Consider the following 20,291-nt stretch of genomic DNA (forward strand, 5'->3'; position numbering starts at 1 on the left):
TTAGGTTCCCTGTGGATCCAGTTCATGTTTACGCTTGTACAATTCATTCATCATGGCTTGTAAAATCCAATGCCGGCGGCCATAGCTCTTAAAACATTGTTCAATAAAATTAATTTGTTCACAATCCATTTCCTGTAAGGCGTTTTTCCACCACATATCAACCTCTAATGATTGCGGCGGACTGACCCCAAAATCTTTTGAAAACCTAACCAAAGCATTGAGTAACTTTTTATCGCTGGTGCTCATTCACTTTTCCTCTCCCATCTTTTTTAATGTTGCCTTTAAGTCTTCCTGGGCTTTTTCTACCTCCGGGATCCGCTTCCGCCTATCGTCTATGTATCCATGGTTTTCCGTTAGGACACCCATCCTTTATTTTTTAATCATTCATTTCCCAAGAAATAAGTTTGCGAAAAAAAGCACACAGCTAATATCCAACTGCATGCTTCACTTCTCTTCATCTGGTATATAAGGCTCGATCAGTACTTCGACCCGCCTGTTGGCTTCCCGGCCTTTGGCTGTTTTATTATCCGCGATAGGCTGGAATTCTCCAAAACCTTTTGCACTGAATAAACGCGGATCCAATTTTTCATCTTCAAGCAGCACTTTCATGAAATTGACTGCTCTCATGACACTCAGTTCCCAGTTGGACTGAAATTCCGAGTTTTTGATTGGAACATTGTCAGTATGCCCGCTGATAATCACGCTTCTTGGCAGCTCCATTTCGAGCAATGCTGCAAGCTCCTTTGCGGTTTTCTTGTCGCTCTCCCTTACATCGGCGCTTCCGGATTTAAAAAGCACGCTGTCATTGATCGTGATCAGCAATCCTTCCGATGTCAATGAAGTGGAAAACTTGTCCTCATACTTTTTTTCCTGAATGTAATTATCAACCTTCTCTTTAAGCGCCTCAAGGATTTTCAAATCGGCTATCTCATCTGCGAATTGCTCCATCGGATCACTTTTAGGGTCATCCTTGGTTTCATCAATCTGCTCTTCTATTTCCAATGGTTTTTCAAACTCAACCGGTCCGTCTCCTCCGACGAAAATCCCGCTGAACACTTTAGAGATCTGCTGAAATTTCTGCGCATCCACGGAACTAGCCGCAAACAGCACGATAAAAAGAGCAAGAAGCAGTGTCATTAAGTCCGCATAAGGGAGAAGCCAGGACTCCCCCAGCTCATCTTCATGCCGCTTTTTTCGTTTACGCTTGGACATTTGCCGCCACTTCACTTTCATCTTGCAATTCTTTTCTCTCTGTCTCCGGAAGATAAGAAGCCAGCTTCTGCTCTATCATTCTCGGAGCCTCTCCTTCAAGGATGGATAAAATTCCTTCTACCATCAACTCTTTCAATCTTACTTCCTCAATGGATTTCCGTTTTAATTTATTCGCAAATGGATGCCATAGCACATAGCCTGTAAAAATACCAAAAAGCGTTGCAACAAAAGCCGCAGAAATGGCTGCTCCAAGCTCGTCAGTATTATCCATGTTTCCCAAAGCGGCAATCAAGCCGATTACAGCTCCCAATACTCCCAATGTAGGGGCATAAGTGCCTGCCTGGGTAAAAATTTGCGCTCCGGCAGCATGCCGTTCTTCCATTGCATCAATTTCGTCGCTGAGAACTTCCCTTATGTAGTCGGCACTCTGGCCGTCAATCGCCATTAAAAGGCCCTGCTTTAAAAAAGGTTCATCGACTTTTTCCATTTCTGCTTCAAGGGCAAGCAATCCTTCCCTTCTAGCCAGCTGCGCCATTTCAGAAAAAAGGATAATCAATTCCTTTGGTCTCGGCATCTTCGTTTCTTTGAAAATGATACCCAACAATTTCGGGATTTTTTTAATTTCGGATGATGGGAAGGCGATTGTGACACTGGCAGCGGTCCCCACGAAAATGACCAACATGGCTGCCGGATTCAGCAATGCCGTAATGTCAACACCTTTTAAAACCATCCCCACCCCAATGGCAATGACTCCGAGAACAACCCCGATCAATGATGTTTTATCCATTTGCTTCACCCTATACTTTAAAATGTCTTATCTATAATATCGGCTGAAGCAATAAAGTTTTAAGTGTCATTCATCATCCTTTTTCTATGTTTTTCCAGAGCCGATAAAATTTGATAAAAGTCTGGAAGTTGCCAGAGAGGAAAAACCTGCATTTGATGTGATACCCGGCGTACACTGTTATTGTTCTTAGTCAAAAAACTTTCTTTCAATTTTGTGCTCATATCGTTTAAAAACGGACGAATTCGTCTTGATTCCTTTTTTTGCAAGCATGCTGTTATACTTAAGCAACTTTTCGCTTAATTGTTTTCTTAGTTCCTCGGTTTCGAGTTCATCCTCGGAGTGGCGGATCAGATCCTCGATTGTCATCAATTCCTTTTTGGCCCCCATTTCGTCCGGAGAAAAGCCGGCATTTTGCAAAACCCGGTAGGCCATTTTTAAATCATCGGGAATCCCCTTCAACTTGTCTCGAGGAAGCGGCTTCCCCTTTCCGGGAAGGTTGTCAAATTCACCGTTCTCATAGGCTTTGCGGATTTTATCCTCGGAAATGTTATAAAACTTATCCACCTTAGCACCTCCCGCCTTCATTATAGCATCATGGCTTTACTAATTATTCATGTCCTTTTTTAAAAAATCGATCAATCATTTTTCACTATGTCGGGCTTAATGGTGTGACCGGGCAAGCCGTCGTTATAGATGGCGGGTTTCCTCCAAAGGTCTCCCCCGTTAAAAATTCCCTTGCCCTCCAATTTTTTTTATATTATAATTCAAATCGTAATGATTACGATTTGAATGGATAAACATTCATATCCTCACAATTGGATAATTTTAAAAGGAAAGGATTGAAGGGATGAGATCCAAATATCATTTTATCATCCTATTTTTGATTGGTGCTTTTATATTGGCCGGCTGCGGCAAAAATTCCGGCCAGGACGACGGTAAGAGTAAAGAGACTCTGACTGTTTACACTACTATCTTCCCTATTGAGGATTTTACAAGAAAGATCGGGGGGCCGCATGTGCAAGTCCAGAGCGTGTACCCTGCGGGAGCCGATGCCCATACGTATGAACCGACCATAAAGACCATGATGGCTATCGCCGAATCCGACTTACTGATTTATAACGGTGCAGGCCTTGAGTCTTTTATCGGAAAAATGGAGAGTTCGCTGAAGAACGAAAAAGTGGTGAAAGTTGAAGCATCCAAAGGGGTTCAATTATTAAGCGGCGACGAGAAACATGAGCATGATGAAGAAGTACATGGCGGTGATGGACACCAGCATGATCAAGACCCTCATATTTGGCTCGATCCTGAAAACGCCATGATCATGGCGGAAAATATAAAGAATGCGCTCAGCGAAGAAATGCCTTCCGCCAAAGATGATTTTGAAAAAAATTATCAAGACTTAAAAGCGAACCTTCAACAGCTTGATGCCGATTTACGTACGGTGATCGAATCGGCTGGCCGAAAGGAGATTTTGGTTTCCCATGCAGCCTATGGATATTGGGAACACCGCTACGGGTTGGAACAGATCAGCATCACGGGCATAAGCTCCGAAAACGAGCCATCCCAAAAACAGCTGCAAGCTATTATAGAAACAGCAAAAAAGCATCATATGAAATATATTATCCACGATCAAAACCCGGCTGCAAAAGTGGTGGATACGATCCAAAAGGAAACGGGGACAAAACCGCTCACTTTACACAACCTCGAATATATCACCGAGAAAGATAAGCAGAACAACGAAGATTACTTCAGCATCATGGATAAAAATATTGAAACATTGAAAAAAGCATTGGCAAAATAAGAAAAACCGGGCCGCTTTTTGCCCGGTTTTTCTTATGTCCAGCTAGCGCCCAACAGGACGCTTCCGTATTTCCTTAAACTGCCGCTTCCACTTTTTCCAAGGCGAGAGCTGGTCCGAAGAATTCATATCGGATGTTTTCATCGGAAACGCCCAGCTGCACAAGCATATTTACAACACTTTTCAGGAATGGCTCAGGTCCGCATACATAGCAGATCGTGTCTTTAGTAATTTTATCTGCCAGAAATTCTTTTGTAATATAGCCTGTAAAGTGATGTCCGCCGTCTTTGTTCGCCGGAGATTGATATCCATAGTAGCAGCTGCCATGTTTAAGTTTTCCTGCCAACTCACAAGCTTCTTCACTGAAGGCGTGTACACCCTCATGTCTTGCTGAATGAATATAAGTTACTTCACGGTCAGAATTGTTTTCAACCAAAGTTTCAAGCATGCTCATCATTGGTGTAAGTCCCACTCCGCCGCTGATCAGTGCTACCGGGGCAGTTTCTTCCATATTCAATACAAAGTCTCCCGCAGGGGCACTTGCTTCAATTGCATCACCAACATTTACATGATCATGCAAGTAATTGGATACTTTTCCGACTGGTTCAAAATCCGCTTCTCTTTTTACAGAGATTCTGTAAAATTCCTTGCCAGGTGCACAAGATAAGCTGTAATGGCGGATGGATGTAAATTGCTCACCAGGAACACGAACTCTTACAGATATATATTGGCCGGCTTTATAGGTTGGGAGTGGCTTTCCGTCTTTTGCTTTTAAGTAGAAGGAAGTAATGACGTCACTTTCCTTCACTTTGTCGACAACTTCCAATTCTTTAAAGTCTCCCCAGCCGCCTTCTTCGGCTTCTTTATACATATTTGCTTCAATATCAATAAACACTTGTGCGATTACGCCATAGGCTTCAGCCCATGCATTAATGATCTCATCTGTCGCCGCATCGCCAAGCACTTCTTTAATGGCTTCCAATAAATGTTTTCCTACGATTGGATAATGTTCCGGTTTTACCCCAAGACCGCGGTGTTTATGAGCTACTGGCATAACTGCAGGAAGAACACTTTCCAATTGATCGATATTTTTGGCTGCTGCCAATACCATATTCGCGAGAGCTGTTTGCTGGCGTCCTCGTGACTGGTTGGCGTGGTTAAAGATGTTAAGCAATTCAGGATGATTATTAAACATGTTTTTGTAAAATACGGAAGTAATTGTAACGCCATGTTCCTCCAATACTGGAACTGTTGATTTGATAATATCGATTGTTTTTTGTGAAAGAGCCATTTTTCATTCTCCTTTTAAAAGATGTATTTAATATATATCTTTAATTTCACTTTAATGGATTCAAATGAGAGCTACAATCCCTTTTTAGGATGTGTAAAAAAGCTGACAAAAACCCGACGCAATTTGTTCACAAAACATGTATTTTAAATACATGTTTTGAGCAAATCCCATTGCAGAGCGCTCTACTGCCCTTTGGGGCTTTAAAATGGTATGATATTCAGAGGTGATGGAAAAATGAGATTGACAAACTACACTGACTATTCTTTGCGTGTTTTAATATATCTTGCATTGAAAAAGCCCGGCGAATTGGCAAATATTACAGAAATTGCAGAGTCGTACCGCATCTCAAGAAACCATTTGACAAAAGTGATCCATGAGCTTGGGAAAATGGGCTTCATCCATACAATCCGCGGACGCGGCGGCGGCATCAAACTGGCGCTTCCTCCTGAGGAAATCAATATCGGAGAAATTGTAAGGAAAACAGAGGATGACTTCAATATAGTGGAATGCTTCAGCCAAGGTTCCGCACATTGTGTCATCTCCCCCGTCTGCGGCCTAAAGCATGTCCTTAACCGCGCCCTATCCGCCTATTTGGCCGTCCTGGATGAATACACGCTTGCCGACATCGTAAAATCTCCTTTCGATTACCGCTCTTTGCTCGGAATGGAGAAATAACATTGATTGGATTTACCTTCCTGTGCTGTTAAAATAAAACAGACTACTTTTTTACAAAGGAGAATGTATATGGCTGAATTTCAGGAAACACTTGAAAAGTATGCAGAGCTTGCTGTAAAGGTAGGCGTCAATGTTCAAAAAGGGCAGACGCTTGTGGTGAATGCAACCATTGACAATGCGGAATTTATTCGGCTTATAGTTAAAAAGGCATACGAAGCCGAGGCCAAAAACGTTGTTGTCAATTGGAATGATGATGTCGTGACTCGCCTGAAATATGATATGGCACCTGATGAAACTTTTCATGAATATCCGCTTTGGCGCGCCAAAGAAATGGAGGAGCTGGCGGAAAACGGTGCAGCCTTCATGTCTGTCGTTTCTTCCGGCCCTGATTTATTGAAAGGCGTCGATCCCAACCGGATTGCCAACTTCCAGAAAGCAGCAGGAAAAGCGTTGAATAAATATCGCCAATACATTCAATCAGATAAAATCAGCTGGACCGTCATTGCCGCACCATCCGAAGATTGGGCAAATAAAGTCTTCCCGGATGCTCCTCCCGAAGAACGGGTCAACAAGCTGTGGGATGCCATCTTCAAGGCAACAAGGGCCGATCACGACGATCCGGTCCAGGCTTGGAAAGACCATGACCGCAATCTTCACGAAAAAGTCGACTACTTAAATGAAAGACGCTATAAAAAACTGCATTTTAAAGCACCCGGCACCGACCTGACGATTGAACTTCCGAAAGGCCATTTATGGGTCGGAGCTGGCAGCATCAACGAAAAAGGCGACGAATTCATGGCCAACATGCCAACTGAGGAAGTTTTTACAGTACCTTATAAATATGGCGTTGAAGGTACAGTTTCAAATACGAAGCCGCTCAGCTACGGCGGCAACATTATCGATGGTTTTACGCTGACTTTCGAAAAAGGAAAGATCGTTGACGTGAAGGCCGAAGAAGGCGAAGATATTTTGAAGGGATTGGTCGATACGGACGAAGGTTCACACTATCTAGGTGAAATTGCACTCGTTCCTTTCAATTCCCCCATCTCTCAGTCAAACATTTTGTTTTACAATACACTGTTTGACGAAAATGCATCCAACCATATTGCAATCGGAAGCGCCTATGCCTTCTGTCTGGAAGGCGGCAAAAACATGAGCCAGGATGAACTGGAGAAGAACGGATTGAATACGAGCATCACCCATGTGGACTTCATGATCGGCTCCGAACAGATGGATATTGACGGAATTCTGGAGTCAGGAGAAAGCGAGCTGGTATTCAGAAGCGGAGACTGGGCGTTTTAGTAAGAAAAGCGCAAGCGCCTTGCCCATCGACGTACAGACTGGAGTGCCTCCGACGAGATAAAGGAAACACGGCGAGGAACGAGCCGATGTTGACTTATCGTAGGAAAGCTACTACTTGAAATAGCCTCGTGTGATGCTTCCTCGAGTTGGCGTCGTGCAGCTTTGCGACGAGGGGAGCCAAACATCCTCGAATAAGCTACGCCGCAGGAGCACACCAGGTGCGAAGTCTGCTAGTCGATAGGCGCTGGAGCTAGACAACAAATGGCTTTGTTCAAAATTTTAAAGCTAAAACATCTTATACTTACTCTGAAATAAGAGGTTTGGCGTTCGCGCCAAACCTCTTCCATTTAATAATAATCAATTTCTGTTGCCCAATTGCCTCCGAATTCATCTAAATAACGATCTTCAAATTCTTCCAGCTCGTCCATCGATGGAATGTCGACCAGACTCCTTTGGCTGTTGTCCATTCCAGCGGGGTTTTTTGGTCCAAATGCTGATTCCTGCTTCTTTTTAACAATCACAGAATCATCCCACCGCTTCATGACGGAGGAACCATCCGGATTGTACATGACTCTTTTTGGCAGCTTATCCATTGCGACATCTCCCCTTTTTTAAAAAATATTCCCAGAACACCGGTGGCCAGAGACGCCTAAAAACAAATAAATGGAAAAGCACATTCATCTATACCCTTAAATATGATCAGTAAACATGAAATTTAAATTATTTTTCTCCATCGGGTATAATGGGTAGCAATTTGACATCAATGAGGTGAAAGAAATGGAACAACGCCCAAGCAAGAAAATGAAAGAATCACTGACTGTAAAAACAAGCCACGTATCCCCTCCGGATACAAATCACCATGGCAATTTATTTGGCGGAAAGTTAATGTCTGATGTGGATGACGTAGCATCCATTGCTGCCGCAAGATTTTCACGGAAACCTGTTGTCACGGTATCAACGGACTCCGTCGACTTTTTCAAACCGATTCGGATAGGAGATGCCGTTACAATGGAGGCGATTGTCACATGGAGCGGTACGACATCTATGGAAGTATTTGTAAAAGTCTTGTCTGAGCATTTGATTACAGGCGAGAAATCACTTGCCGCTTTTTCTTTCCTGACATTTGTCGCTTTGGATGAAAACGGCCGGCCATCCCCTGTACCTAAAGCGGTTCCGGAGTCGGAGGAAGAGCGCTGGCTCAATGAAACAGCCAAAGCACGGGCAGCCCATCGCCAAAAAAGGAAAAAAGAGAGCAAGGAATTGGCTGATTTTTTTTCAAAACTAAACCTGTGACCAGGAATATATTGGATGATTACATTTTCGCGCTTTTTTTACAGGAAGGTTAAGTTTATATAACAGCCGCCGTCGATATGAAAATAAAATCGGTGAGTTATCAACGCTTATGTCAGTTTTTGCCCTTTTTTGTCTGTAACAATTTCTTCCTCCTGCCATTTACAGCAAGAAATATCCCTATAAATTTATTATACTTAATGTAGGATATTACAAGTAAAGGCAAGGTGGTACATATGTTTTCAAACACTGAAATCGGGATCGACCTGGGAACAGCGAATGTTCTAGTTTATACAAAAAATAAAGGGATTATTTTGAATGAGCCATCCGTTGTGGCGGTTAATACAAATACAAAACAAGTGGTTGCATTTGGAGCGGAAGCAAAAGAGATGATCGGCAAAACACCTGCCAGCATTACGGCCGTCCGCCCGCTCCAAGACGGGGTCATCGCTGATTTTGACATCACCAGCCAAATGTTGAAGCATGTCATGAAAAAAGCCGGAAAAACGTTGGGATTTGCTATCCGCAAACCGGATGTGGTTGTCTGTACGCCATCCGGGGCCACCTCTGTTGAAAGGCGCGCCATCCATGATGCGGTCAAATCATGCGGAGCGAAGAATGTTCATTTGATCGAGGAGCCTGTTGCTGCTGCCATCGGAGCCGATCTTCCTGTAGAGGAACCTGTCGCAAATGTCGTTGTGGATATCGGCGGGGGAACAACGGAAGTAGCCATCATTTCTTATGGTGGTGTTGTCAATTGCAATACCGTCCGGATCGGCGGTGACTTGCTGAACGAAAATATCATTCAACACGTGAGAAAAAGCTATAATCTATTAATCGGGGAGCGGACAGCAGAAAACATCAAGATCGAAATCGGTTATGCGCTTGTTGAGCATCCGGAGAAAAAAATGGATATCCGGGGACGGGACCTTGTAACGGGGCTCCCGAAAACGGTCACGTTGAGTTCCTATGAAATCCAGGAATCATTGAAAGAGTCATTGCTTCATATTTTAGAAGCAATCCGTGCTACATTGGAAAACTGCCCGGCTGAATTGAGCGGCGATATCGTAGACCATGGGGTCGTTTTATCAGGGGGCGGCGCCTTGCTGAATGGCATGCAGGAATGGCTGAGTGAAGAAATTATTGTTCCTGTCCATATTGCACCAAACCCGTTGGAATCCGTGGCAGTAGGAACGGGGAGGGCTCTCAAATTTATCAATAAACTTCAGACCGTTGGAAAGTAGCAGTACCCATAAATTGACGGAAAGAGCTGATTTTTCTTTGAAATCTACAGTTTAAGAGCTTTAGGCAAAAACGGGCTCGATTATTGGTGATTCGTTACCGTATCACAGGCCTTGTCGTAAATACGGGCACGATTAACCCAGATTCGTTACCGTTTCACAGGCCTTCCCCCTAAGACGGGCACTAATGGCGCCCCTCTTTGGTAAATAATGGTTTTCCGCTTTGTTTTTACTGATAGGATTCCAATTATATAAAAGCTGTCCGGAAAGTCACTTTAACTGACTTTCCGGACAGCTTTTTTTATTATAGTGAAAGCATAAAATTTCACCGAATTTTCTCTTCAAACGAAGATTACATAATGTCCAGCTCCAGGCGCCATCGGCTCAAGGTCACAAGCCGAATTGCTGTGGTGGCTGAAAAGCTCCCTCATCAAAATTCGTCTTGTGCTTGTCGCCTAAGGCTGCGCGCCTTGCGCTTTTCTTATTTCAATGTACCTTCTTCATCCGTCAGGTCTTCCTGCCCTTTTGAAGCCCGAACCTCATCAGTCAATGCATCGATGCTGCTCCGAACATTGCCTTTTCCAGACAAGTTCTCCAACAGTTCTCTTACATCGATGCCTGAAGAAGCTTTCAAAGATTCCTGCATGGTTGTCATCAGATTGGTCGCATAGCCGGTTACCTTATTGGCTCCGCCTTCTCCCTGCCCGCCTGTGTCAACAACGGTAATCTTATCGATGTTTCCAAGAGGTGCGGCAACTTGCTTCGCATATTCAGGAAGCATCTTCAAGACCATATCCAACACGGCAGCCTGCCCGAATTGCTCGAACGCCTCCGCCACTTTTCGTTTCGCTTCCGCTTCGGCAACCCCTTTGAGACGTATCACTTCCGCTTCGGTCTCCCCTTGTGCACGCTGTGCATCAGCTTTTGCGATTCCATCCAGACGCACCCGTTCCGCATCAGCTTTGGCGGTCGCTTCCACACGGTATTGATGGGCATCTGCTTCAGCTATCTGCTTCGCCTTATCTGCACTTGCCGCCTGCTCCACGGCATAGCGGTCTGCATCTGCTTTCTTCTTGACTTCCGAGTCATATTGACGCTCACGGCGCAAAATTTCTTTTTCTTCCAGTTCAATCTGCTTTTGACGTTCAATGATTTTAATCTGCATTTCCTGTTCGGTTACTTCCTGCTTGGCACGCGCTGTTTCCAGGTCATAAGCCTGGTCGGCATTTGCCCTCGCCGTATCCTGATCGCGGCGGTATTCAGCCATTTTCAGTTGATTCACTTTTTCCGCTTCCGCGATTTCCGTGGCACGTTCAAGTTCGGCTTTTTTCGCTTCTTTCGCAGCTTCCGCCCGCTTGATACGGGTTTCTTTTTCCGCGTCAGCCGTTGCGATGTCCGCGTCACGTTTCACCTGAGCGATCCGCGGCTTACCGAGTGAATCCAAATAGCCGTTTTTATCACGGACTTCTTTAATAGTAAAAGATACAATGACAAGACCCATTTTGGCCAGGTCCTGTGAGGCAACGCGCTGTACCTCTTGAGAAAATTTATCCCGGTTTTTATAAATTTCTTCGACCGTCATGGAGCCGAGTATGGAACGGAGATGGCCTTCCAGCACTTCCTTCGCTTCGTTCTCTCTTTCTTCTTTCGTTTTTCCCAAAAACTGTTCGGCAGCCGTGGCAATTTCTCCGATGGAACCGCCGATTTTAATGATAGCCGTTCCGTCCGCCATTACTGGAACACCCTGCTCCGTATATACTTCAGGCGTGGTTACTTCAAGCTTGCTTGACAGCAAACTGAGCGGCTGCGCCTGCTGAAAAACCGGAAGGACAAAAGCACCGCCGCCCCGGATAATTTTAATTTTATTCCCTGCATCATCCACATGGACGTTTTTTCCCCCAAGATAGCTTCCTGTCACGATCAACGCTTCATCAGGACCTGCCGTACGATATTTGGTGATAAATACGGCGATTAACGCAATCAAAATAAAAACAACGACTAATAATACAATCATTACTCCAAAAGGCATCAATCAATTCCCCCTCGTTAAGTAAAATTCTTTTTGTATGGCATTACGTGCAATACACCATCTTTCACTTCGATCACCAGTATTTCAGACCCTTGGGAAATGGGCACATCTTCAAAACTGGCTGCCGGCTTGGAAATCATTCCGCTGTAGCTCTCAATCACCACTTCCCCGAAACCTTTTTCAGGGATGGAAATGCTCACCGTTCCGATTCTTCCCTCCAAAGATTTTTCAGTATAGCTCAATGACTGTTCCGCGGAAGACATGGGAATGAGGACAAAGACGTTGAGTATCGTGTCCAGCAGAAGCGCTGCTAGTGCGGCAATTCCCATGATGAGAAAGCTGTTCAGAGAAGTGACCGCTTCAAGAATGTATCCGCCGGCGGAGAAAAAAGTAATAAAGGCCAATATTAATATTGGATTTAGAAATCCGGCCGCTTCCCCCAGTCCTTCCAGGACATCCCCAAAGAACAGGTACAGAATCGTCAAACTGCCTGAGGCGATCAACAAGATCAAATAGATGGTTTCAATTGGCATACCGAACAGAGTCATACCCATCCATCCTTTTTCATGATATTGAGGAAATCACTGTCATACATCCCGCCTTTTCTCTTTTTTATCGCGATAGTCATCATACGTTCGAATGAACATTAAGTTTCATTTTTTGTAAAAAATTATGCAGATACCGCTCCTTGAACTGACTGTTTGGCCGTTTCCCTCCTGCATATGGTGACAAGAAGATAAACGAGCGGTGTATCCAAGATAGCCACGACAAACTTAAAAGAATATTGGCTTAAAATCAGGCCGATCAAGGCCCCAAACGGCATTGTGCCATAGAAAGCGATGGTGATGAAAATCGTTGTATCAACAAGCTGGCTTATCATGGTTGAAGCATTGTTCCGGATCCACAGCTTCTTTTCTCCATGTCTTTTCTTCAAACGGTGAAATACAGTCACATCAAGGTTTTGGCTGATCAGGAACGACAGCAGGCTTGCCAATGTGACACGGAATCCGGCTGAAAAAATGGTTTCAAACGCAGCCTGGTTTTCATAGAAAGGCGCCGGCGGAAGTTTCATAGTGACATAGATGAATATTATAGCAAGAAATTGCGTGATCAATCCGGTCATGACCGTTTTCCTGGCCGCATTTTTACCGTAGACTTCAGTAATCGTATCCGTGATTGGATAGGTGAAAACATAGACGATGACCGCCGCCGGCAGTATGACCCAGTTCCCGATGCTGATCAGTTTTACAGCGAGTATATTCGATAAAATCAACAATCCGACAAAAGCGCCGTTTAAATATAAAAGCATTCACCATTCCCTCCTAGCGGTTATCCACTTTTTCCGGATACAGATCGTGATTCAGCATGCGATATTCCGCCATCTGCTCATATTTCGTTCCGGGCTTTCCGTAATTGGAGTATGGATCAATGGACAGGCCGCCTCTTGGAGTGAACTTGCCCCATACCTCGATATATCTGGGATCAAGGAGTTTGATCAGATCGTTCATGATAATATTGACGCAGTCTTCGTGAAAGTCGCCGTGATTGCGGAAGCTGAACAGGTAAAGCTTGAGTGACTTGCTTTCGACGATTTTTTTGTCGGGAATATAGCTTATGTACATTGTCGCAAAGTCCGGCTGATTGGTCTGCGGGCAAAGTGAGGTGAACTCAGGACAGTTGAATTTGACAAAATAATCCCTGTCCGGATGCAGATTATCGATGGATTCCAAGACTTCAGGCGAATATTCGAATAAATATTTAGTGTTCTGATTCCCAAGCAGCGATAAGTCATTCAATGTATCTTCGTTTCTTCCGGCCATTTAAAAACCTCCCAAATTTCACCCGTTTTGTGAGGAAGGTTCAAAAAACCAGGCATCAAAAAAGCCATATCGCGCGGATATGGCAGCATTGTATAAGCCATAGTTTTTTATAGAGGGTTAACGCTATGAACCTCTTCCCATCCGGGTGTTTATAATGATTTCATCAATAATGATATCTGAAGAGGAGAACATGCGTCAACCACCGATTTTAGGGAGCAGAAAGAATCAGTGTGCGTCATGCTGTTTTTTCTGTCCTATCTTCGCTAAAATAAGAAAAAACGACTGGAGGAATCGCAGATGTCCTTATTAGATGAAATCCTTGATTATAATAAAGTTTTCATCGATGAAAAAATGTATGAAGCTTATGCGACAACGAAATTTCCCGACAAGAAGCTTGTTATTCTCACTTGCATGGATACCCGTCTGGTCGAGCTTCTGCATAAAGCAATGAACATGAAAAACGGTGATGTCAAGGTTGTCAAAAATGCGGGGGCGATCCTGACACATCCGTTTGGAAGTATCATGCGCAGCCTGCTCATCGCGGTATATGAACTGAAAGCCGACGAAGTGTACGTCATCGGACATCATGATTGCGGGATGAGTGCAATTGAAAGCGGACAGGTCCTTGAAAAAATGCAGGAACGCGGAATCACCAAGGAAACCTTGGATATCATCCAAAATTCCGGGATTGATCTTGATGAGTGGCTGACCGGCTTTGACAGCGTCGAAGAAAGTGTCGAGCACAGCGTCAACATGATCCGTAACCACCCGCTCATGGCAGATGAAGTGCCTGTTCACGGCCTGGTCATCGATCCGCGGACCGGAAAACTTGACCTCGTTGTCAATGGCTATGAAACGCAACCGGCTAAGTAGGAATTGATCGCAGCTCCTTAAGCGGAGCATTCAGGTTTAAACGAGAGTTGGGAGCTCTTACGAGAGTTGGAATGACCCCGGACAGCCGGGCTGTCCGGGGCCGTTTCTTTTATTTTGCTGCCGCTCCCCTTCCGGAAAATTGATAATCATAGCAGGTCATATAAAGTTCTTGCAGTTCCTGCAATGTCGGTACTCTGGGATTATTGGCAGGGCTTCCGCTTTCCATCGCATCCTTTGCCATTTTTTCCACTGCCAGATAGAATTCTTTTTCATCAATCCCCCAACCTTTGAGATTGGGGATGTTTAAGTCACTGCAAAGCCCTTTTACAGATTCTACCGCAATGTCCGCAGCTTCTTCATCCGACAATTCTCCGTCAGGTCTAAAAATCCGTCCCAAGTCTGCCAGCTTTTCTATACATGAGTCCCTGCTGAATTCCAGCACTGCCGGCAAAAGCATAGCGTTGGAAAATCCATGAGGAACATGGAACAACGCTCCGATTGGCCTTGACATCCCATGAACAAGACAAACAGAAGCATTGGAAAAAGCCATACCGGCTTGTAAAGATCCCAGGGCCATTTTTTCTCTCACATCCATATTGCTGCCGTCTTTATAAGCACCCCGAATATTGTTTACAATCAGTTCCATGGCGGAAAGTGCGAGCATGTCTGTCATCGGGTGGGACTTTTTTGACAAATAAGCCTCAATCGCATGACTTAATGCGTCTACTCCCGTTGCAGCTGTTACATGTTTCGGTGAAGATTTACTCAACCCTGGATCCACGATTGCCGCGGTCGGCATGAATGCGGGCTGTTTGATCATCATTTTGACTTGGTTGGACGTGTTTGTTATAACGGTAACGTCGGTTGCCTCGGAACCTGTTCCGGCTGTAGTCGGAATGGCGATATGCGGAATTGGAGGTAGCTTGGCCAATCTTTTTCCTCCCACAAACTCGGCAATATTTCCGTCATTCGCCGCAAGGACGGAAACAGCCTTAGCGGTGTCAATGCAGCTTCCCCCGCCCAAAGAAATAATGAGATCACAGCCGTTTGCCTTGAATATTTTCAAGGCCTCCGCCACGTAATGATCAGTCGGCTCTGTCTCCACCCCAAGGTAAACAGTGCTGTCCACCTCACAATTTCCCAAAAAAACCTTGCATTTTTTCACATTCCCAAGGTGCTCCATTACTTTGTCAGAGATGATCAAAGCGTTTTTTCCCTTTTGGGCAGCTTGTTCCCCGATTTTTGTAAAAGAATCTGGACCATATGTAATTGACGGCGGTGTTCTTAGTGTAAAAAATGAGTTCAAGTAAATCCCCCCTATTAACCCTATTATACGAAAATTACAAAAATATTCCAAAAGAGGATTTTTAAAAAGGGGAGAATATAAATGCCTGTCCAAAAAGCTGCCAAATTAGAAGGTCAACTAAGAGCGCCACATCCTGTGGCACCGTCGACACTAGCACATCCTGTGCGTCGCAAGAAAGTCAAGACGGCTTGTTTTAGTGAGAGAAAATTTCATAAATTAGCCAAGCCAAAATTTATACTTTTAAAGGGGGAGAATTTATATTATAATAATACATGTGCTTTTTCCAATAAACATATGGCTCCGTAGCTCAGAGGATAGAGCGTCGGTTTCCTAAACCGTGCGTCGCAGGTTCGATTCCTGCCGGGGCCGTTAAATAGCGTCATATCAAGGTTTATAAGCCGGTGAGGCATCCGTAAGGCTAGACGGAGGCACACGGTTTACACGTCGATTAGAAGGCGAACAAAGACGCCTCTTTCGTTATCTCTTATTACGAGATTAAACGGAAGGGGCGTTTTTTGTTGTCTGAAAAAGGACGTAAAGGCAAACGTATTGTTAGCCGCAGGACTGATCCGAAGAAGCCGGCCGAATATGGTATGACAATCGAGCAGGCTTTCGATTACTTCGTCACGTTAAAGAAAACGGAAGGACTACGACCTCGTACAATGGAAGATTATCCGGTATTGTTCGAATACTTTACTGAATGGCTGGCCGAGGCTTACCCCGATGTAACTTATATAGACGACATAACAACCGGGATGATTCGGGAGTATTCCGTTTATCTAAGTGAAGAACGCTTCAACGATAAAACGGGCGGTTACGGCCTATCACCTTATACGGTTAATATTCGAATACGTTTCTTAAAAGTATTCTTTCGAGCGCTATTCACGGAGGAATTGATCGACAAAGATCCGGCAGCAAACGTTAAGTTGATGCGCGTCGACGAGGATACGTTCGAGCCATTGACCGATAAAGAGATATTAAAACTATTAGACGCACCCGACGTTCGGGAATACGCGCAATTTCGAGATAAGGTCGCTATGAGTTTGATTTTGGATACCGGTATGAGAGTAAACGAGGTATTTTCCTTAGAGGTTTCCGAGATTGATTTTAAAACACGTTCGATTATGCTTCCGGCATCGAAGAATAAGAACCGAAAGCCGCGGATCATTCCGCTATCGAATACCGTTTTAAAATTACTGCTCGAATTAATCACTGAAAATAAGGTTCATTTTGATAGCGAGTATGTATTTCTATCTAATTTCGGAGAGAGGTATAATTCGAATTCTTTCCGGTCGCGTCTGCGAATTTATAAAGACTTGGCCGGCATAGAAAAGCGAGTAAGCCCGCACGCCTTACGGCATCAGTTTTGCCGCGATTATATTATGAACGGCGGTGACATATTTACGTTACAGCGTATTGTCGGTCATGCCGATATACAGACGACGCGAAAGTATGTACAAATGACGGGCGTAGATATACAAAGTCAACATTCGCTTTATAGTCCGATTGTCCGATTAAGAAACAAACATCGATAAAATAAAAAAGCCCTCCGCAGACTAGACTACGGAAGGCAGCGCGCACACCCGCACCAACGGGTTCGCAATATCATTAAGTTATCGTTAGTATATCTAAAAAAAGACAGATATGCAACGTTTATTTAAATGCGCGCTGTTTACCGAACATATGTTTCTAGTCTGCGAGGGGCTTCCGGAAGGAGTCCGCTAAGTATGCGCTATTTATCCGATTATCAAACATTCGAAAATAAGCAGCAGTTAAACGACGCGATAGCCGAGCATTTAAGCCGCCATACATACGAATTGAACGATACGGCTCGCGATGTCCTTATGATGCTTGCGCGTTACAGCGTCAAGTATCCGGGCGTGGCTCACTTAAAAACGGCTACAATCGCGGCAGCCATAGGCAAGACTGGCCGTACTATTCGGCGTGCAATTGCGAAGCTGATCGAGTTTAATATCATCGAAAAAGTAACGGTCATGCGCGTAGTTTCCGGCGGCTATGGTGCGAACATTTACCGCATATTGCCTTATGTTGTCCAGTCGGAGTTGTCCACTCGGTCTAGCGACGTAACGCCTACGGAAACAAGCGTTGAGCCGTCCGAAAATGAGAACGAACCTATTACTTATTTAAAACTAAATAATAATCTTACAGATACGTATTCGGACGAGCCTAAGCCGTTCTACGTCCGTTTTAAAGCGTTCATAAGCCAAACCATTGGCGAAGGCAATCAACGCCTAATAAGTCGCTTGTATGGCGTTTACAAGGCTCACAGCACGCCTTTATTGCGCGGTAATGCATTCGATAAGGTAGACGTAGAACAGGTCGGCTATAGTGCGTTACATGTCGCTGTCATGGCGTCAAAGACGAAGAATATCCGCAATTTGCCGGGCTATTTTAATGGCGTACTTGATCGGATGCTAGATAAGCTATACTTCGAAGAAATGGACGAGCTAGGCGGACTGCATATGCCGTGGTAGTTACTCAAGTACCGACCTAAGTAGCGTTACTTCAGTAATTGGCGGATTAAGCACGCCCTTATGCGGTTTATTAAATGTGTTTAGTATGTAAAAAAGACGGACCAGCCGAAGCCAGCCCTTAATGCGAAGGTAATTTATCGGTGATAGGCAAAAGGGGATATACCCAGCGCACCAGCGTTTTATTATTTCCGTTTAGCCATATCCTTACCAAACTCACTTTGTCCGCTCGTCGGCGTAGCCATTTCGAATTTACCTAACTCGCCTTTTGCTGCGCTTAGTTGCTCGTCCTCATGTATAAAATAAGGACTTCCTATGCCCGATAATACGTGTTCTCGGAGCGGGCGCACCGAATGTTTTACCGGCTTTGTCTGCGCTTCAATTTCGTTAGCTTTCCGTATTGCTTCCGCTTTTTCTTTCTGTAATCTCGACATTTCACCGGTAATAGCTTCGTCATTATGAACGCCCGTGGGCCGGGCCATATCGAATAGCTTACGGTCGAGTTCTTGCGCTTGCCCGCGCAGTCGCTCTGATTCACGCTTTAACGAAAGTTCGAGCGGACTTATCGCTTCGTTGACTTCGTTCTGCAATTTAGAACATTCGGAAACTAAAGAGTGGTGATCCGCCACTAGCTTTAAATATGTTCGCTTTGTTTCTTCGATTTTCTTTCGAAGTTCTTCGTCCTCTTTCTGTTTCTTCTCGAATGTCTGCTCGGCTTCCTTTCGTATCTTTTCCGCGAACGGCAAACACTCCTGCGGATCATGCTCGATTTTAGCTTTCCGTTGGTACTCCGTGATTTCTAGCTTACGTTTGGTACTCGCGATTTCCTTGTCCACTCTCTCGAGTTTCTTTTCGTCGCCGTCGGCAAGCGCGCCTAGTCTGTCGTTATCCAACTCCGCTAATTTGTCTTTTAGTTCCGTCTCTTGCTTCGTCATTTCTTCGTAAGATTTCTTTTTCGTCTGCTGCCAATCGTAAAATTCCCGAAGTGATTTTAACATTAATTATCGTCCTCCATCGCTTGTAATCTCGTCTGAATAGCCATGATGTCCGCAAGTTTGCGGTTGTCTTTGCGTGGAATCGTGAAGTTATAGCCCGTTTCCCTTTTATATTCCGCCTGCGCCTCGGTTTGGTGTACATCGTCTGTCAATTCTTTTAGCGCCGCCTGTAATTCCGCCTTCGTCATATAGTCCAGCGGATTAACGGGCTTGTTTGCTTCGTAATCGCCCTCGCTGATTTCCGTCGATATCTGCGTTAAACGAGAACTAGCCGCCTTGTACTCGCTGTCTGTTACGTCGCGAAATGGGCGTGGTGTATTATCATATCGTCTAATTATCGCCATTGTATCGAGTTTTTCACGCTCTAGTTGCGCCCGCTTTACCTCCCATTGTTCTTTTTCCTGTGCTTTTCTTTGCTCCGCTTTTTGTACGAGTTCTTGATATGCCATATTTTTTAGCCTCTTTTCTTTTAATTAATTCGATAAAGTGACATCACGTCAAACTTGCCGTCTTTTAGCTTTACCTTACTTTTCTTCGCCTGCTTCGTGGTTTCCTTTTCGGCTGACTTAGTTGTTTCATTAATTATCCTCGCTTTCAAATTTCTAGCTCGCGCTCGCACCGCAGTAAAGTCCAGTTTGCCTACGTTTAGATTAGCGCCTTTTAAGTCGGCCAGTTCTTCAATATCGCGCCAGGCATAGCGAATAGCCGTATTATCACGCTCGCCCATTTCCTCGACAATCTCGCGAATCTCCGCGGATACCTCGTTCTCATTCCCGATAAATTGCCAGCTACCGAGATGCTGATTGCCTTTCTTGGCGTCCATCCCGACGAATAAAACGCCATTAGAACTATTGACCGAATAAGCAACGAGGAACACGGTTGGCGCGGTATCTTGCTTATATTGGGCGCCGGTGTAATGCTTGCCGTCCTTCATGACTTCGATACTGGCTGCTGGCTCCGCATGTCCGATCCGCTTTATCGCTTCGTCGTAGCCCTGCCCGATAAAATAAACCTCGCCGGAATCATTGCGGACAATGTAGCGCTCGTTGGCGTCTATTTCGATAATTGCCCGATTGTCCCGGAACATTGGAGCGAGATGGCCATTCCGACTTTCCCTAAATTGGCGAATATGACTTTCGGTTTGATGCGAGATTGACTTTTCCTCATAAACACAAAACAT

Annotated in this window: 23 protein-coding genes and 1 tRNA gene; 10 read left to right on the forward strand and 14 right to left on the reverse strand. The window is 44.7% G+C overall.

What is annotated here, in order from left to right:
• The 4 genes from FS666_RS06575 to FS666_RS06590 all read right to left on the reverse strand — a co-directional run bounded on the left by FS666_RS06575 (position 1) and on the right by FS666_RS06590 (position 2,584).
• Complete coding sequence (locus tag FS666_RS06575; protein WP_144461167.1) at positions 1-246, reverse strand: hypothetical protein; 246 nt, start codon at positions 244-246, stop codon at positions 1-3.
• Between the two features lie 198 nt (positions 247-444).
• The gene (motB, locus tag FS666_RS06580) at positions 445-1,212 is read right to left on the reverse strand and encodes a flagellar motor protein MotB (RefSeq protein ID WP_144461166.1); all 768 of its coding nucleotides are present in this window, start codon (positions 1,210-1,212) and stop codon (positions 445-447) included.
• Positions 1,199-1,999 (reverse strand): flagellar motor stator protein MotA, encoded by an 801-nt coding sequence (motA, locus tag FS666_RS06585; protein WP_144461165.1) that lies wholly within the window; start codon positions 1,997-1,999, stop codon positions 1,199-1,201. The genes motB and motA overlap by 14 nt, the downstream gene beginning before the upstream one ends.
• 186 nt (positions 2,000-2,185) lie before the next feature.
• Entirely contained in the window at positions 2,186-2,584 is a 399-nt protein-coding gene (locus tag FS666_RS06590) for a DnaJ family domain-containing protein (RefSeq protein WP_144461164.1), read from the reverse strand.
• A gap of 262 nt (positions 2,585-2,846) precedes the next feature.
• On the opposite strand from FS666_RS06590, the gene FS666_RS06595 reads away from it, so the two are divergent.
• Positions 2,847-3,800 carry a metal ABC transporter substrate-binding protein gene (locus tag FS666_RS06595; RefSeq protein ID WP_144461163.1) on the forward strand — a complete coding sequence of 318 codons (954 nt, stop codon included), beginning with the start codon at positions 2,847-2,849 and terminating at the stop codon, positions 3,798-3,800.
• A 73-nt stretch (positions 3,801-3,873) separates the two neighbouring features.
• On the opposite strand, the gene hmpA is transcribed toward FS666_RS06595, so the two are convergent.
• Complete coding sequence (gene hmpA / locus FS666_RS06600; RefSeq protein WP_144461162.1) at positions 3,874-5,088, reverse strand: NO-inducible flavohemoprotein; 1,215 nt, start codon at positions 5,086-5,088, stop codon at positions 3,874-3,876.
• Between the two features lie 234 nt (positions 5,089-5,322).
• Here hmpA and FS666_RS06605 point away from each other — a divergent pair, with 234 nt between their 5' ends.
• Together FS666_RS06605 and FS666_RS06610 are read left to right on the forward strand one after the other, a co-directional pair.
• A complete protein-coding gene (locus FS666_RS06605; protein ID WP_144461161.1) occupies positions 5,323-5,763 on the forward strand; it encodes an Rrf2 family transcriptional regulator in 441 nt (146 codons plus the stop codon).
• A 69-nt stretch (positions 5,764-5,832) separates the two neighbouring features.
• Positions 5,833-7,065, forward strand: a complete 1,233-nt coding sequence (locus tag FS666_RS06610; protein ID WP_144461160.1) for an aminopeptidase — start codon at positions 5,833-5,835, stop codon at positions 7,063-7,065.
• A 347-nt stretch (positions 7,066-7,412) separates the two neighbouring features.
• Here FS666_RS06610 and FS666_RS06615 read toward each other — a convergent pair whose 3' ends face one another.
• Positions 7,413-7,658: a hypothetical protein gene (locus FS666_RS06615; RefSeq protein ID WP_144461159.1), complete on the reverse strand. Its 246-nt coding sequence runs from the start codon at positions 7,656-7,658 to the stop codon at positions 7,413-7,415.
• A 184-nt stretch (positions 7,659-7,842) separates the two neighbouring features.
• On the opposite strand from FS666_RS06615, the gene FS666_RS06620 reads away from it, so the two are divergent.
• Both FS666_RS06620 and mreBH read left to right on the forward strand, forming a co-directional pair.
• A complete protein-coding gene (locus FS666_RS06620; protein WP_144461158.1) occupies positions 7,843-8,358 on the forward strand; it encodes an acyl-CoA thioesterase in 516 nt (171 codons plus the stop codon).
• A 233-nt stretch (positions 8,359-8,591) separates the two neighbouring features.
• A complete protein-coding gene (gene mreBH, locus FS666_RS06625) occupies positions 8,592-9,599 on the forward strand; it encodes a rod-share determining protein MreBH (RefSeq protein WP_120072534.1) in 1,008 nt (335 codons plus the stop codon).
• Positions 9,600-10,077: 478 nt separating this feature from the next.
• On the opposite strand, the gene FS666_RS06630 is transcribed toward mreBH, so the two are convergent.
• The 4 genes from FS666_RS06630 to queF form a co-directional block, all read right to left on the reverse strand.
• Complete coding sequence (locus FS666_RS06630; RefSeq protein WP_144461157.1) at positions 10,078-11,625, reverse strand: flotillin lipid rafts scaffold protein FloT; 1,548 nt, start codon at positions 11,623-11,625, stop codon at positions 10,078-10,080.
• Between the two features lie 17 nt (positions 11,626-11,642).
• On the reverse strand, positions 11,643-12,173 hold the full coding sequence (locus FS666_RS06635) for an NfeD family membrane protein (protein ID WP_120072528.1): 531 nt from the start codon (positions 12,171-12,173) through the stop codon (positions 11,643-11,645).
• A 122-nt stretch (positions 12,174-12,295) separates the two neighbouring features.
• On the reverse strand, positions 12,296-12,934 hold the full coding sequence (locus tag FS666_RS06640) for a queuosine precursor transporter (protein ID WP_144461156.1): 639 nt from the start codon (positions 12,932-12,934) through the stop codon (positions 12,296-12,298).
• A gap of 13 nt (positions 12,935-12,947) precedes the next feature.
• Entirely contained in the window at positions 12,948-13,445 is a 498-nt protein-coding gene (gene queF, locus FS666_RS06645) for a preQ(1) synthase (protein ID WP_120072524.1), read from the reverse strand.
• A gap of 297 nt (positions 13,446-13,742) precedes the next feature.
• Here queF and FS666_RS06650 point away from each other — a divergent pair, with 297 nt between their 5' ends.
• Positions 13,743-14,318: a beta-class carbonic anhydrase gene (locus FS666_RS06650; RefSeq protein ID WP_120072522.1), complete on the forward strand. Its 576-nt coding sequence runs from the start codon at positions 13,743-13,745 to the stop codon at positions 14,316-14,318.
• Between the two features lie 109 nt (positions 14,319-14,427).
• On the opposite strand, the gene FS666_RS06655 is transcribed toward FS666_RS06650, so the two are convergent.
• Entirely contained in the window at positions 14,428-15,624 is a 1,197-nt protein-coding gene (locus FS666_RS06655) for an iron-containing alcohol dehydrogenase (protein WP_144461155.1), read from the reverse strand.
• A gap of 81 nt (positions 15,625-15,705) precedes the next feature.
• On the opposite strand from FS666_RS06655, the gene FS666_RS06660 reads away from it, so the two are divergent.
• From FS666_RS06660 to FS666_RS06675, 4 genes are all read left to right on the forward strand, one after another.
• Positions 15,706-15,930 carry a hypothetical protein gene (locus tag FS666_RS06660; protein ID WP_144461154.1) on the forward strand — a complete coding sequence of 75 codons (225 nt, stop codon included), beginning with the start codon at positions 15,706-15,708 and terminating at the stop codon, positions 15,928-15,930.
• Positions 15,921-15,993, forward strand: a tRNA-Arg gene (locus FS666_RS06665). The genes FS666_RS06660 and FS666_RS06665 overlap by 10 nt, the downstream gene beginning before the upstream one ends.
• Before the next feature lie 149 nt (positions 15,994-16,142).
• Positions 16,143-17,159, forward strand: coding sequence for a tyrosine-type recombinase/integrase (locus tag FS666_RS06670; protein ID WP_144461153.1), 1,017 nt, complete (start codon positions 16,143-16,145; stop codon positions 17,157-17,159).
• Positions 17,160-17,351: 192 nt separating this feature from the next.
• Positions 17,352-18,119: a helix-turn-helix domain-containing protein gene (locus tag FS666_RS06675; protein WP_144461152.1), complete on the forward strand. Its 768-nt coding sequence runs from the start codon at positions 17,352-17,354 to the stop codon at positions 18,117-18,119.
• 182 nt (positions 18,120-18,301) lie between these two features.
• On the opposite strand, the gene FS666_RS06680 is transcribed toward FS666_RS06675, so the two are convergent.
• Genes FS666_RS06680 through FS666_RS06690 form a run of 3 tightly spaced genes read right to left on the reverse strand, consistent with a single transcriptional unit; the run spans position 18,302 to position 20,291 of the window.
• Positions 18,302-19,114, reverse strand: coding sequence for a hypothetical protein (locus FS666_RS06680; protein WP_144461151.1), 813 nt, complete (start codon positions 19,112-19,114; stop codon positions 18,302-18,304).
• Positions 19,114-19,560: a hypothetical protein gene (locus FS666_RS06685; RefSeq protein WP_144461150.1), complete on the reverse strand. Its 447-nt coding sequence runs from the start codon at positions 19,558-19,560 to the stop codon at positions 19,114-19,116. Before FS666_RS06685 ends, FS666_RS06680 begins: the two co-directional genes overlap by 1 nt.
• Positions 19,561-19,580: 20 nt before the next feature.
• On the reverse strand, positions 19,581-20,291 hold the full coding sequence (locus FS666_RS06690; protein ID WP_144461149.1) for a hypothetical protein: 711 nt from the start codon (positions 20,289-20,291) through the stop codon (positions 19,581-19,583).

This window comes from Siminovitchia fortis (genome assembly GCF_007681465.1).
Taxonomy (GTDB): Bacteria; Bacillota; Bacilli; order Bacillales; family Bacillaceae_C; genus Siminovitchia; species Siminovitchia fortis.